Annotated in this window: 11 protein-coding genes and 1 riboswitch; of the genes, 10 read left to right on the top strand and 1 reads right to left on the bottom strand. The window is 68.5% G+C overall.

The features are described 5' to 3' along the window. Window positions 1-44 precede the first annotated feature (44 nt). The 9 genes from ACO057_RS17540 to ACO057_RS17500 all read left to right on the top strand — a co-directional run bounded on the left by ACO057_RS17540 (window position 45) and on the right by ACO057_RS17500 (window position 11,849). The gene (locus ACO057_RS17540; RefSeq protein ID WP_421993901.1) at window positions 45-2,180 is read left to right on the top strand and encodes an acetate--CoA ligase family protein; all 2,136 of its coding nucleotides are present in this window, start codon (window positions 45-47) and stop codon (window positions 2,178-2,180) included. A gap of 71 nt (window positions 2,181-2,251) precedes the next feature. Continuing rightward, on the top strand, window positions 2,252-3,073 hold the full coding sequence (locus ACO057_RS17535) for an EipB family protein (RefSeq protein WP_421993900.1): 822 nt from the start codon (window positions 2,252-2,254) through the stop codon (window positions 3,071-3,073). Window positions 3,074-3,149: 76 nt separating this feature from the next. Then, window positions 3,150-4,502, top strand: a complete 1,353-nt coding sequence (locus ACO057_RS17530) for an amidase (protein WP_421993899.1) — start codon at window positions 3,150-3,152, stop codon at window positions 4,500-4,502. A 77-nt stretch (window positions 4,503-4,579) separates the two neighbouring features. Beyond that, window positions 4,580-4,776: riboswitch (cobalamin riboswitch) on the top strand. A gap of 123 nt (window positions 4,777-4,899) precedes the next feature. Then, complete coding sequence (gene metE, locus ACO057_RS17525; protein WP_421993898.1) at window positions 4,900-7,227, top strand: 5-methyltetrahydropteroyltriglutamate--homocysteine S-methyltransferase; 2,328 nt, start codon at window positions 4,900-4,902, stop codon at window positions 7,225-7,227. 263 nt (window positions 7,228-7,490) lie between these two features. Beyond that, window positions 7,491-8,477 (top strand): ABC transporter substrate-binding protein, encoded by a 987-nt coding sequence (locus ACO057_RS17520; protein WP_421993897.1) that lies wholly within the window; start codon window positions 7,491-7,493, stop codon window positions 8,475-8,477. Between the two features lie 14 nt (window positions 8,478-8,491). Beyond that, a complete protein-coding gene (locus tag ACO057_RS17515; RefSeq protein ID WP_421993896.1) occupies window positions 8,492-9,229 on the top strand; it encodes an ABC transporter permease in 738 nt (245 codons plus the stop codon). A 32-nt stretch (window positions 9,230-9,261) separates the two neighbouring features. Beyond that, window positions 9,262-10,017: an ABC transporter ATP-binding protein gene (locus tag ACO057_RS17510; protein ID WP_421993895.1), complete on the top strand. Its 756-nt coding sequence runs from the start codon at window positions 9,262-9,264 to the stop codon at window positions 10,015-10,017. Then, a complete protein-coding gene (locus ACO057_RS17505; protein ID WP_421993894.1) occupies window positions 10,014-10,784 on the top strand; it encodes an ABC transporter permease in 771 nt (256 codons plus the stop codon). The genes ACO057_RS17510 and ACO057_RS17505 overlap by 4 nt, the downstream gene beginning before the upstream one ends. A 30-nt stretch (window positions 10,785-10,814) precedes the next feature. After that, the gene (locus tag ACO057_RS17500) at window positions 10,815-11,849 is read left to right on the top strand and encodes a 5-methyltetrahydropteroyltriglutamate--homocysteine methyltransferase (RefSeq protein WP_421993893.1); all 1,035 of its coding nucleotides are present in this window, start codon (window positions 10,815-10,817) and stop codon (window positions 11,847-11,849) included. A 45-nt stretch (window positions 11,850-11,894) separates the two neighbouring features. Here ACO057_RS17500 and ACO057_RS17495 read toward each other — a convergent pair whose 3' ends face one another. After that, a complete protein-coding gene (locus tag ACO057_RS17495; RefSeq protein WP_421993892.1) occupies window positions 11,895-13,220 on the bottom strand; it encodes an MFS transporter in 1,326 nt (441 codons plus the stop codon). 150 nt (window positions 13,221-13,370) lie between these two features. Between ACO057_RS17495 and cyoA the strand changes: the two genes are divergently transcribed. After that, the gene (cyoA, locus tag ACO057_RS17490) at window positions 13,371-14,540 is read left to right on the top strand and encodes a ubiquinol oxidase subunit II (RefSeq protein ID WP_421993891.1); all 1,170 of its coding nucleotides are present in this window, start codon (window positions 13,371-13,373) and stop codon (window positions 14,538-14,540) included. Window positions 14,541-14,574 lie beyond the last annotated feature (34 nt).

Raw genomic sequence — 14,574 nt, 5'->3', positions numbered from 1 at the left:
TGCTTCGGAATAGCCTCAACAAATCTCGTGGGAGAGACGCCTCGATGCTTTCCGTGGAACCATTGCGCGACCCGAATAGCCTGAACCGCCTTCTGGCGCCGCGCAGCCTGGCTGTGGTGGGCGTCTCCGCCGAAGCGACGGGCTTCGGGGCCCGCACCGTCCAGAACATGCAGAATTTCGACGGACCGGTCTGGTGCGTGAACCCCAAATACGCCGGCCAGGAGCTGCATGGCCGCCCCTGCTATGCCTCCGTTGCCGATATTCCCGGCATTCCCGATTCCGCCGTCATCGCCCTCCCCCGGCCGGGCGTCATGGCCGCGGTTGAGGCACTGGCGGCCAAGGGCGGCGGTGGCGCGGCCATCTTCGCCTCGGGATATGGCGAGACCGACCTGCCCGAGCGTGCCGTCGAGGAACAGGTCCTGCGCGACCGTGCCCGGGCGCTCGGCTTCCCGCTGCTCGGCGCCAATTGCCTGGGCTTCTGCGATCATCGCCAGGCGGCCGGCGCCACCTTCATGCCGGACTACGCGAAGATGACGGCGCCCGTCGGCGGCGTCGGCGTGGTCAGCCAGTCCGGTGCGCTGGGCTATGCGCTGATGCAGGCGGCCGAGCGCGGCTTCGCCATGTGCCACATGGCCACGGCCGGCAATGCCACCGACCTCGACGTCTGCGATCTCGCGGCCTTCCAGCTCACCATTCCCGAGTGCCGCAGCGTGGCCCTCGTGGTGGAGGGTCTGCGCGATGCGCGCCGCCTCTTTGCGCTCGGCGATATGGCCCGCGATCTCGGCAAGGCCATCGTGGTGCTGAAGCTCGGACGCGGGGAGATCGGCGCCAAGGCCGCGATGTCGCACACCGGATCGCTCGCCGGTAGCACCGCCGCCTGGTCGGCCGGGTTCAAGCGTGCCGGCATGCTGGAGGTCGAGGATTTCGATGCCATGCTGGAGGCGGCCGGCTTCTTCGCCAAATCCGGCCCGCCCCGGACCAAGGGGCGTGGCGTGGGCATCGTGACCCCCTCGGGCGGCGCGGGCATCATGTCGGCCGATCATGCGGAATTCGCGGGGCTCGAACTGCCTCAGCCCGCGCCGGCCACGGAGAAGGTGCTGCGCGCCGCGATCCCGGATTTCGGCAGCCCGCGGAACCCCTGCGACCTGACGGCGCAGGTCGCGACCAATCCGAAATCCTTCGAGGAATGCATGGATGCGATGCTCGCGGACGAGCAATACGCGGCCATCGTCTTCCCCGTCGTCTATCACAATCCGGCCCCGACCGCGACGCCCCAGCGCATGCGCACGCTGAACCCGATGTCGGCGAATTCGGGCAAGCCCATCTGCATCGGCTGGATCCCCGAGAGCCTGGAAGGCGCGGGGCCGGAGGCGGCCGACGCTTCCACCCATCTTTCGCTGTTCCGCAGCACGCGGCGGATGATGAACACGCTACGGCTCTGGTTCGACCATCATGCGCCGAAGGTCGCCCCTGGTTCGATCGACGCGGTTGCCCGGAGCGCCGCGAAAGCCATCCCGAGCGGCGCCCGCACGCTGATGGAAGCGGAGGCGAAATCCGCTTTCGCCGCCGCCGGCCTGCCCGTCGTCGATGAGCGCCGCGCGAAAGATGCCGCCGGCGCCGTGGCGGCCGCGACCGCCCTCGGCTTCCCGGTGGTGCTGAAGGTCGACAGCCCCGACATCGCCCACAAGACCGAGGTGGGCGGCGTGCAGCTCAATCTCGCCGACGCCGCCGCCGTCTCCTCCGCCTTCGATCGTATCCTTCAGGGCGCCGCCACTCACGCGCCCCAGGCCCAGATCGACGGCGTGCTGGTCCAGCGCATGGAGGCGCGTGGCGTCGAGCTCATCCTGGGCGCGAGCCGCGATCCGCAATTCGGCACCATGGTCCTGGTCGGTCTCGGCGGCGTGCAGGCGGAGCTCTGGAAGGACGTGACGCTCGACGTGGCGCCGGTCTCTCCGGAGGGTGCCCTGGCGATGCTGAAATCGCTCAAGGCCTTCCCGCTTCTGGATGGCTTCCGTGGCAGTGCAAAGGTCGACCTCGAAGCCGTCGCGGCGGCGGTCGCCCGCTTCTCCGGCTTCGCCGCGGCCCTCGGCGACCGGCTCGAGGAGGCGGAGATCAATCCGCTCGTCTGCCGGGAGAACGGCTGCGTCGCGGTGGATGGCTTGATGAAGCTCGCCGGCTGATCTCCGAACCCTTCCGGAGCATTACGACGAGAGCGATTACACGGCGGGGCTTCTCGGTTATGCTCCGCCACATGATCATCCGAACCGTCCTGGCCGCGCTGCTCTCGGCCGCGCTGCTGACCCCCGCCATGGCGGAAAACGAGCCCGGGACCGAGCATATGCTCGCCCACCGGGCCGCCTATCGCCTCGTCTTGGACAGCGTGCGCGACAACGCCTCCGTGGTGCGGGCCGAGGGCGTCATGCTCTTCGAGGTGGTGGATGCCTGCGACGCCTGGGCCTCGCGCCAGCGCTTCACCCTCATGATCTCCGATCGCGACGGCAATACGATCGAGACCAGTTCGGATTATTCCACGCTGGAAGCCAAGGACGGCTCCTCCATTCGCTTCTCCCTCACCCAGATGACGGAGGGCGCCGTGACCTCGCGCATCGCCGGCGAGGCGACGCTGACGCCCCAGGGCGGCCGCGCCGTCTATTCCGAGCCGGCCAATACGCAGGAGGACCTGCCCCCCGGCACCATCCTGCCGATGATCCACACGCTCCGCAGCCTGGCCGCGGCCCGGACGAATCAGCGGATCTTCACCGCGCCCCTCTTCGACGGCACCAGCGCTGACGGCGCACAGGACACGACCACGATCTTCACGGGCGGCTGGACCCAGCCGCAGCCCAATCCGGCCTTTCCGCTGCTGGCCGAGATCGGCAGCGCGCGCATGCGCATCGCCTTCTTCGATCGCAATGTCAGCGGCCAGAACGGCGGCGCCGGCACGCCCGACTATGAGGTCAGCATGCGCTACTTCGAGAACGGCGTGGCCGACGAGCTGAAGATGGATTTTGGCGAGTTCGTCGTGGATGGCCGCCTCGGCGAGCTCCAGCCCATCCCCTCGCCCTGCGGATGACGTTCTGAACGGGGCGGGTTTCGCCTTTCGCGGCCTGCCCGCATAGTCGCACCCGCAAGCTTTCGCAGGACGACCCATGCCCCGCCACGCCTTCCCCACGATCGCCGATGCCGCCGAGGCCCTGGAACGCGGCAGCGTCACCGCCGCCGCGCTGGTCGAGGATGCTCTCGCCCGCATGGATCACGGCGAAGGGCCGAGGGTCTTCACCGAGATCCACGCCAAATCCGCCCGGGATTCGGCGCTGGCCATGGATCAGCTTCGCCTGGTCGGCCGCGCGCCGAGCCGCTTCGCCGGCATCCCGATCACCATCAAGGACCTCTTCGACGAGGCTGGTCATGTCAGCCGCGCCGGCTCCGTGGCGCGGGACGGGGCGGCCCCCGCCCTGGCGACCGCGCCCGTGGTGGCGCGGCTGCAGCGCCAGGGCTTCGTGGTGCTCGGCCGGACCAATATGACGGAATTCGCGTTTTCGGGCCTCGGCGTGAACCCGCATTACGGCACGCCGAAATCGGCCTGGGACCGCGAGACGGGCCGGCTGCCCGGCGGCTCCTCCTCGGGCGCGGGCGTGGCGGCGGCGGATGGCATGGGCTTCGGCGGGTTGGGCACCGACACGGGTGGCTCCTGCCGCATCCCGGCGGCGCTGAACGGCGTGGTCGGCTTCAAGCCGACGGCGCGGCGCGTGCCGATCGACGGCGTGGTACCGCTCTCCGTCTCGCTGGACTCGGTGGGCCCGCTGGCCCGCTCCGTGGCCTGCTGCCATGTGCTGGACGCCTTCATCTCCGGTGCGGATGATGCGCCGGCCCTGCCGGAAATCAGCCTCGCCGGCCTGCGCTTCGGCGTGCTGCACAATATCGTCGAGGACGGCATGGAGGGTGAGGTCGCGCGGCCCTATGCCCGGGCGCTCGCTTTGCTGGAGCAGGCCGGGGCGACACTGGTCGACCTTACCTTGCCCGAACTCGAGCGCCTGCCGCAGATCAATGCGAAGGGCGGGCTGACGGCATCGGAGGCCTATGCCTGGCACCAGGCGCTGATCGCCAGCGACGGACCGCGCTACGACCCGCTGATCCTGAAGCGGATCATGCGCGGGGAGAAGATGAGCGCGGCGGACTACCTGGCCGCGGTGCAGGGCCGCGCGGAGGTCATCGCGGCGACCGCCGCCCGGACGGCGCCCTTCGACGCGGTGATCTGCCCGACGGTGCCGCTGGCGCCGCCGCCCATCGCCGCCGTGGCGGAGGAGAGCGAGTACAATCGCATCAACCTGCTGCTGCTGCGCAACACCTCCATCGCGAACGCCCTCGACCGATGCGCGATCAGCCTGCCCTGCCACCTTCCGGGCGAAGCTCCCGCCGGGCTCATGCTGATGGGCGAAGCCATGGGGGATGCGCGACTCTTCGCGATTTCGGCGGCCGTGGAACGCATCCTGGACGTCTAGAAAAGAAAATGCCCCCGCTCGATATTGGGATATAAGCATTTCTTTATCAGGCGGTTGACAGACGCTGCTGGACGGAGGATTTTCCGCCCCATCGAGGTTCTGCGCGCCCGCTTGCGCGCAGCTAAGAGGGAAGCCGGTGCGATGCCGGCGCTGCCCCCGCAACTGTCAGCGGCGAGCGACTGTCCAATCACGTCACTGGGGCCCCGGCCCTGGGAAGACAGGACCGTCGCGGCGACCCGTGAGCCAGGAGACCTGCCTCGACAGATAACGTCCTCCGGCGGGGTGCCCGGTCAGGTCGCGCGCAAGCTGCGACGGGCTGCTTCTTGACTGGATCGCACCCGCGCGGAGGCTAGCACGTGCCCCGTCAAACCTCGCCATAAACTAGGTAGAGGTTGCCATGACAGTCACCGTCGCCACCCTCGGCTTCCCCCGCATGGGACCGAAGCGTGAGCTCAAGGTCGCGCTGGAATCCTATTGGGCTGGCACGACCGAGGCCGAAGCACTTCTTTCCGTCGCGAGCGACCTGCGCGCGCAGAACTGGAAACGCCAGCGCGATCTCGGCGCCAACGTCATCCCCTCCAACGATTTCTCCGTCTATGACCATGTGCTGGACACGACCGCCATGGTCGGCGCGGTGCCTGCAATCTATGGCTGGACGGATCGGCAGGTCGGCCTCGAAACCTACTTCGCCATGGCGCGCGGCTCGCGCACCGGCAGCGCGGCGGCCGAAAGCTGCTGCACCGGTCATGGGCCCGCCCATGGCGGCAACGGCGCCCCCGCCGCTGAGATGACCAAGTGGTTCGATACGAACTACCATTACCTCGTGCCCGAATTCACCCCGGAGCAGACCTTCCGGCTGGCCTCGACCAAGGCGCTCGACCACTACCTGGCGGCCAAGGCCCTCGGCATCGAAACGCGGCCCGTCCTGGTCGGCCCGGTGACCTATCTGCTGCTCGGCAAGGCCAAGGGCGAGGCCTTCGATCCGCTGACGCTGCTTCCCCGCTTGCTCCCGGTCTATGTCGAGGTGCTGCAGTCGCTGGCCCGCGCCGGCGCCAGGTGGGTGCAGATCGACGAGCCGGCTTTGGTCATGGACCTCTCCGACGCCGCGCGCGCCGCCTATGCCGGGGCCTATGCCGCCCTCTCGACGGCGGCCCTCGGCCTGCGGGTGATGTTGACGACCTATTTCGGCGCGCTGTCCGACAATCTCGACACGGTCCTCTCCCTGCCGGTCCATGGCTTGCATATCGATCTCGTCCGCGCGCCGGAGCAGCTCCTCCCCGTCCTGGATGGCGCGCGGCCGGATCTGATGCTGTCGCTCGGCGTGATCGACGGGCGCAATGTGTGGAAGGCGGACCTGAACGCCATTCTCGACCGCATCGAGCCCGTCGTCGCCGCCGGTCGCGACGTCATCCTGGCCCCCTCCTGCTCCCTGCTGCATGCACCGATCGACCTGGCCCGCGAGGCCGCCATGGATCCGCAGGTGAAGGACTGGCTGGCCTTCGCTCTCCAGAAGATCGCGGAGCTGGCCACGCTCGCGAAGGCGCTCAACGAGGGCCGCGCTTCCGTGCGCGACCAGCTGGATGCCTCGACCGCCTCCGTCGCCTCGCGCCGAAGCTCCGCGCGGATCCACAATCCGGCGGTGCAGGCCCGCGCGGCGCAGCGGGATCCGGCGCTGTCGCAGCGCGCCTCGGCCTTTGAGGCGCGACGCGGCCTGCAGCGGCGGAAGCTCGGGCTGCCCAGCTATCCCACCACGACGATCGGCTCCTTCCCGCAGACCGACGAGGTGCGCAAGGCGCGTGCCGACCATGACCGCGGTCTTCTCGCCGACGTGGCCTACGAAACCTTCCTGCGCAGGCAGACGGCGCTGACGATCGGCTGGCAGGAAGCCGTGGGTCTCGACGTGCTGGTGCATGGCGAGTTCGAGCGCAACGACATGGTGCAGTATTTCGGCGAGCAGCTCTCCGGGTTCGTCTTCACGAAATACGCCTGGGTGCAGTCCTATGGCTCACGCTGCGTCCGCCCGCCGATCATCTATGGCGACGTCGCGCGGCCGAAGCCGATGACCGTCGAATGGTGGCGCTATGCGCAGTCGCTCACCGAACGCCCGATGAAGGGCATGCTCACCGGCCCCGTGACGATCCTGAACTGGTCCTTCGTGCGCGACGACCAGCCGCGCGCGGCGACCTGCCGTCAGCTCGCCTTCGCCATTCGCGACGAGGTGATGGACCTGGAGACCGCGGGGGCCGCCATCATCCAGATCGACGAGGCCGCCCTGCGCGAGGGCCTGCCCCTGCGCAAGGGCGACTGGGGCGACTACCTCGACTGGGCGGTGGAGTGCTTCCGCATCACGGCCTCGGGCGTGGCGGATGCGACGCAGATCCACACCCACATGTGCTACTCGGAATTCAACGACATCATCGCCTCGATCGGCGCGATGGATGCGGATGTCATTTCCATCGAAACCGCGCGCTCGAAGATGGAGCTGCTCGATGCCTTCGCCGGTTATCGCTATCCGGCGGAGATCGGACCTGGCGTCTATGACATTCATTCGCCGCGCGTGCCCAGCGTCAGCGAGATGACGGAGCTGCTGACGGCCGCGGCCGCGCGCCTGCCGGCGGATCAGCTCTGGGTGAATCCCGATTGCGGGCTCAAGACCCGCAAATGGCCGGAAGTCCGGCTGGCCATCGAGAACATGGTGAGCGCCGCACGAGCCGCGCGTGTTTAGCCTTACGGAACGTTCCGGCCATGCGTGGATCAGGCAAATCCACGCGTTTGCGCTCGCTTCTTGCTTTGGCCGGGAAGTGAATATAACGACAACGACGGATAGCCCCAGCAAGAGGGCCGAGAGAAAAGTCCAGAGTTCCGCCGGGACAGGCCGCCAGCGGCCCCGCAAGCGAGGCGGGTGCAGCACCTGCCCGCGAGCCCCCGGACCTGCCATCCGATCCATACCGAACAACCCGGCGAAGAGCCTGGGCGAGGGAAAATGACATGACCAATGCAACCGCCTCACAGCCCGGCTTTCCTGTATCGCGCCGCACGCTCGCGGTCGGCCTCGCCGGTGCAGGCCTCGCCAGCCCCGCGCTCGCGCAGACGCGGCCGCTCATTCGTGTCGGCGTGCCGACCAAGGCCTATTGGCCGACCATCATCGCCCTCGCCGCGGAGCAGCAGCGCTTCTTCGAGAAGGAGGGCTTCCGGGTCGAGACCACGGTCTATCGCGGCGGCGCCGAATGCTTCGAGGCTCTGGCCGCCGGCGCCACCGACCTGATCCTGGATCCGCCCGCGCTGGTCGCGGCGGGCATCAAGCGCGGCTTCGGCTCCAAGCTCGTGACCGCCGGCGCACTGGCCTATTACGGCTGGCACCTCATGGTCCGCACGGACTCGCCGATCCGGGACGTCTCGGAGCTTGCCGGAAAGAAGCTCGGAATCACCTCGCGCGGCTCGGGCTCGGACCTGCTGGCGCAATGGACCGAAACGGACAAGCGCATCACGACCACGCGCGTGCCGGTCGGCGGCGGCGGTCTCGTGCCCAATCTGCGCTCGCGCAACATCGATGCGGCGGTGATCTATTCGCCGCTCAGCTTCCAGCTGATCCGCGCGAACCAGGCCCGCAGCCTGATCGATTTCGGCACCGCCATCCCGCAGCACACCACCGCGGGCTGGATCGTCAGCGACCGCATGATCCGCGACACGCCCCAGGCGGTGCAGGGCGGCGTCAACGCGATCTATGGCGGCCTGGGCTGGCTGCGCGCCAATCGCGAGGCGGCGATCACGCTGATCTCCACCAACAACGAGATCCCGCCCGAGATCGCGGCCATCGAATATGAGGAGACGATCCTCAAGCTCTCCGTCGACGGCGCGATAGACCCCGCCCAGGTCGCCTTCTCGCTGGAGCTCGCGCGGCTCAGCGGCATGACCGATATGGCGCCGGTCGAAGAGGTCTTCACGACCCGCTTTGCCCCCGTCCCGACCCGCTGATGTCAAAAACGGCCATGTGGGCCGGGCGTCTGCTCCTGCTGGGGCTGGCGCTCGGCCTGTGGGAGGCGCTGCCGCGCCTGGGATGGGTGGATGACGAGCTGCTGCCGCCCTTCAGCGCGGTGCTCGAGACCCTGTTCGAGCTGCTGCGGCGCCCCGCCATCCGCGGCGACCTCGCGACCACGGCGATGGAGCTCACCGCGGCGATCCTGATCTCCGTGCCGACGGGCATCTTCCTCGGCATCCTGCTGGCGGAGAACCAGCGGCTCGCCCGCGTCTGCGAACCGCTGGTCTTCTTCCTGTTCAGCGTACCGAAGTCGATCTTCCTGCCGCTCTTCATCCTCACCATGGGCATCGGTTTCTGGCAGAAGGTCGCCTTTGGCTGCTTCTCCACGATCCTCATCGTGCTGATGAGCGCGACCGCCGCCATTCGCTCGGTGCGCGGGGAGCATGTGCTCGTCGCGCGCTCCTATGGGGCCACGCGGGCGCAGATCACGCGGCATGTCTACCTGCCCAGCATGCTTCCCGTGCTGCTGGAGGCGCTGCGGCTGGCCGTGATCTTCGCCACCACCGCCGTGGTCCTGGCCGAGATGTATGCCTCGCGCACGGGCATCGGCCAGCAGATCGCCAGCTGGGGCGAGGGGTTCATGATGCGCCAGCTCTTCGCCGGCGTGCTGCTGATCTCCACCACCGCCATCCTTATCAACGAAGCCATCCGATGGATCGAGACGCGATGCAGCCACTGGCGCAATTGAGGGACACCCCCGCTGCGGTTGCGGCGCGTCCCATGATCGAGGTCCAAAGCCTCGGCCATACCTATGAGTCGCGCGGCGCCTCGTCGCGCGCGTTGGAGGACATTTCCCTCACAGTCGCGCCTGGGCGTTTCACCGTCATCGTGGGGCCGAGCGGCTGCGGCAAATCCTCGCTGCTCATGATGATGGCGGGGCTGCGCCGGCAGACCGAGGGCGTCATCCTCTGCGACGGACGGCCCATCCTGGAGCCCGACCCGGACCGCGTGGGCGTGGTCTTCCAGGACGCCAACCTCTTCCCCTGGCTGAGCGCCCTCGACAACGTCGCCTTCCCCCTGATGCTGCGTGGCGTGCCCAAGGCCGAACGCCTGGCGCGCGCGGCCGAGATGCTGGACCTGGTCGGCCTCGCCCATGCGGGCGCGCGCTATCCGGGCGAGCTCTCGGGCGGCATGAAGCAGCGCGTGTCCATCGCGCGCGGTCTCGTGCAGGACCCGCCGGTGCTGCTGATGGACGAGCCCTTCGCGGCGCTGGACGAACAGACCCGCATGACCATGGGCGAAGAGCTGCTGCGCATCTGGTCCAAGACCTCCAAGACGGTCGTCTTCGTCACGCACAGCCTGAGCGAGGCCGTCTATCTCGCCGATGAGGTGCTGGTGATGTCCGCCCATCCCGGACGGATCGTCGATCGCATCGAGATCCCGCTCGCGCGCCCGCGCACCTATGAGATGATGGCGGGCACCGTCTTCGGACAGTTGAAGGACCGCATCTGGCAGCAGATCAGGAGCCAGGCGTGAGTCCTTCGGCCATCCGCTGGCTGGTGGGCGCGGGACTGCTCGTGCTGTGGGAGGCCCTGCCGCGGCTGGGCCTGGTGCCGCAGCTCTTCCTGCCGCCGCTCAGCGAGACGATCGCGGTCGGAATCAAGGACTGGCGCATCTTCGCCGAAGCGCTGGCGGTGACGCTGGGCGAGGTCGCGGTCGCGCTGGTCTTCGCCTGTGGCGGAGGCATCCTCGCGGGCGCGCTGGTGGGCAGCCTGGCCCGGGCGCGGGCGATGCTGCTGCCGGTCTTCTCCAGCCTCTATGCCGTACCGCTGGTGATCCTCTATCCGGTCTTCACCGCCTGGTTCGGCATCGGCTCGGAATCGAAGATCGCCTTCGCCTCGGTCTATGGATTCTTCCCCACGATGCTCGGCACCGCCGCCGGCATCCAGACGATCGACGCGCAGCTGCTGGTGACCGCCCGCAGCATGGGCGCCAGCTTCACCCAGCGCATGCGCCACGTCATGCTGCCGGCCGCGATCCCGACCGTCATCGCCAGCCTGCGGCTGGGCGGCGCGCTGGTGATCGTGGGCGTGGTGGTCTCGGAGATGCTCACCTCCGCGGCGGGGATCGGCTATCTCATCACCTCCTACCGTACCGTGTTGGACTCCCCGCGCGTCTTCGTCGGCATCCTGCTCGTCCTGCTGCTGGGTATGCTGCTCGACCTCGTGATGCGGCTGCTCGAACGCGTCGCGACCCATCACCCTGCATCAACCCCCTCGCGCCGGCCCTCCGTGGCCGTCTGAGCCTTCACGGACCTCCCAAGGAAGAACGACATGGCCACCAAGCTCCCTTTGATTCCGACGACGGTCGTCGGCAGCTATCCGCAGCCCGCCTGGCTGGTGGATCATGAGGCGCTGCGCTCGCGCCTCGTCCCGCGCGTGCGCGCGCCCGAGATCTGGCGCATCCCCGGCGAGCGCCTGCACGCCGCCCAGGATGACGCGACCCTGCTCGCCATGCGCGACATGGAGCGCGCCGGCATCGACATCATCAGCGATGGCGAGATGCGGCGGGAGAGCTATTCCAACGCCTTCGCCAACTCGCTGGAGGGCATCGACGCCGCCAGCCCTGGCGAGGTCATCGGCCGCACCGGCAAGCCGACGCTGGTGCCGCGCGTCGTCAGCCGCGTGAAGCGCACCCGCGCCGTCGAGGTCGCCGATATCGCCTTCGCCCGCGCCAATACCGACAAGCAGCTGAAGATCACCCTGCCTGGCGCCTTCACCATGACGCGCCAGGCCAAGAACGAGTTCTATGCCGACGAGGCGGAGCTCGCGATGGATTATGCCGCCGCGCTGAACGAGGAGATCCTGGAGCTCAAGGCCGCCGGCGTGGACGTGATCCAGCTCGACGAGCCCTGGATGCAGGCCTTCCCCACGGAAGCGCGCCGCTTCGCCGTCGCCGCCATCAACCGCGCGCTGAAGGACGTGCCCGGCACCACCATCGTGCATCTGTGCTTCGGCTATGCGGCGATGGTGGACGGCAAGCCCAGCGGCTACTCCTTCCTGCCCGAGCTGACGGACAGCACCGCACACCAGATCTCGATCGAGGCGGCGCAGCCGAATCTCGACCTCGCCATCCTGCGCGACCTTCCCGGCAAGACGGTGCTGGTCGGCGTGCTTGATCTGAGCTCGCCCGATGTGGAGACGCCCGAACTGGTCGCCTCGCGCCTGCGCAAGGCCCTGGAAGTGCTGCCGCCGGAGCGGATCGTCGCCGCGCCGGATTGCGGGATGAAGTACCTGCCGCGCGAGCGTGCCTTCGGCAAGCTGAAGGCGATGGCCGACGGGGCCGCGATCGTGCGCGCCGAACTCTAGAAGAAGATGCCGCGCCCCGGCCCACGGCCGGGGCGCAGCAGCCGATTATTCGATGTTGCGAGCCAGCTCGCGATTGAACCACAGCGCGATCAGCGTTCCGACGGCGCCTGACAGCAGATAGGCGCCGGAGGATGCCAGCCCGAATCGGCTGGACAGCAGCAGCGCCACGAGCGGCGCGAAGCCGGCGCCGAAGAGCCAGGCAAGATCGGCCGTGAGCGCCGAACCGGTATAGCGATGCCGCTGCGAGAAGCTGGAGGACAGCGCGCCCGAGGACTGTCCGAAGGAAAGACCCAGCAGCACGAAGCCCAGTAGCATGAACACCGCCTCGCCTGTCTCGCCGCCATCCAGCAATTGCGGGGCGAAGCCGCTGAAGGTGGCGATGGCAGCCGCGGAGAAGCCCAGCAGCGTCCGCCGGCCGACGCGATCGGCGATGTAGCCCGAGGCCACGATGGCCACCGTCCCCAAGGCCGCCGCGAAGGCCTCCACGGAGAGGAAGCGGGCCGGCGTATCCCGCGTGAAGAGGAAGACCCAGGAGAGCGGGAAGACGGTGACCATGTGGAACATGGCGAAGCTGGCGAGCGGCGCGAAGGCGCCCATCAGCACCGTGCGCCACTCGAACCGCAGCGTCTCCGTCACCGGGGCCGCCTGCAAGGCGAGGTTCTCGAAGAGGCGCGTGTATTCCGGCGTCACCACGATCCGCAGCCGGGCGAAGAGCGCGACGACGTTGATGGCGAAGGCCACGAAGAACGGATAGCGCCAGCCCCAGTCGAGGAAATCCTCCGCCGGCAGGATGCTGGTGAAATAGGCGAAGAGCAGGCTGGCGATGATCAGGCCGATCGGCGCCCCCAGCTGCGGGATCATCGCGAACCATCCACGACGGTTCTTCGGCGCGTTCAGCGCCAGAAGCGAGGCCAGGCCATCCCAGGTGCCACCGAGCGCCACGCCCTGCCCCATCCGGAACAGCGCGAGCAGCAGCGCCGAGCTGTGGCCGATGGTCTCGTGACCCGGCAGGAAGGCGATGGCCGCGGTCGACCCACCCAGCAGGAAGAGGGCGATCGTCAGCTTGGTGCCGCGGCCATAGGCGCGATCCACGACCATGAAGATCAGCGTGCCGACGGGCCGCGCCAGGAAGGCCAGCGCGAAGATGCCGAAGGAATAAAGCGTGCCCGTCAGCGGATCCAGGTAGGGGAAGACCAGCTTCGGGAAGACCAGCACCGAGGCGATGGCGAAGACGAAGAAGTCGAAGAATTCCGACGCGCGGCCGATCACCACGCCGATCGCGATCTCGCCCGGCGCGATGTGGTGTTCGTGCGAGTGGAGGGCGATGGCATCGCGCTCCGCCGTCGTGGCAACGGCAGGCTGGGTGGTCATGCAATGTTCTCCGGCCCATGGCCGCTGGATGCAGATCACGGCCGGTCGCTCAGCCGTGCCGTGGCCTGCATCCTGCCCCGCACCGCCCGGCGGGGGGATTGGACAAAATGTCCTATGTCCCCTCATGCACCGCGGCGCTAACCCACGTCCATGACAAAGCTACTCCGACTGGGCCGGGCGGCGCGCCTCATTTGCCTGACGGCACTTCCCGCCCTGCTCGGCGGGTGCAACCTCGTGGTCCTCAGCCCGGCCGGCGACGTGGCGCAGCGCCAGGGCAACCTGGTGGTCATCTCCACAGTGCTGATGCTGATCGTCATCGTGCCGGTGATGGCGCTGACGGCCTTCTTCGCCTGGCGCTACCGCGCGGCGAACCAGACCGCACGCTACGAGCCGGACTGGGACCACTCGACCGGGCTGGAGCTCGTCATCTGGGCCTGCCCGCTGGTCATCATCATCTGTCTCGGCGCGCTCACCTGGGCCGCGACGCACCTGCTCGATCCCTACCGGCCGCTGTCGCATATCGGCCCGGACCAGCCCGTCGCCGCGGATGTCCGGCCGCTCGAGGTGAATGTCGTCGCGCTCGACTGGAAGTGGCTGTTCATCATGCCGGAATACGGCATCGCGACGGTGAACGAGCTGGCGGCCCCCGTGAACCGGCCGATCCGCTTCAGGATCTCGGCCACCTCGGTGATGAACTCCTTCTACATCCCCGCCCTCGCGGGACAGATCTACGCCATGCCCGGCATGGAGACGAAGCTGCACGCGGTGATCAACAATCCCGGCGTCTATGAGGGCTTGTCCGCGAATTACAGCGGCGCGGGCTTCTCGGGCATGCGCTTCCGCTTCCACGGGCTTTCCGACCAGGATTTCGAGGGTTGGGTGGACCGCGTGCGCGGCAGCGGCACGGCGCTCGACCGCGCCGGCTTCCTCGCACTGGCGCGGCCGAGCGAGAACGTGCCCGTCCGCCACTTCTCCACCGTCGATCCCAGCCTCTTCGATGCCGTGGTCAATATGTGCGCCGAGCCCGGCAAGATGTGCATGCACGACATGATGGCCATCGATGCGCGCGGGGGGCTCGGCATCGCCGGCATCGGCAATGTCGCGCGGCTCACGCATGACCGCCGCGGCAGCAGCTCCGCCCCCTTGGCCGAGCGCACCGTCGTCACCTCCATCTGCACGCTGCCGGGCATGAGCCTGGAGCGGCCCTGGGCCACCGCCGGCGACCGTTCGCCGCTGACCGGGGCCGGCCTCTCCCCGCCCCATTCCAACCGCTCCCGGCCCGTGGCCTCGCGCCCGCCCGCCTCGATCCCGGAATCCTGATCGCCATGTCCGTTTCCACCGCCCAGCTCAGCCC

The organism is Roseococcus sp., from assembly GCF_965227005.1.
GTDB lineage: Bacteria > Pseudomonadota > Alphaproteobacteria > Acetobacterales > Acetobacteraceae > Roseococcus.
Note: the sequence above shows the minus strand (reverse complement) of the source record. Positions and strands in the feature narration are given on the sequence as shown.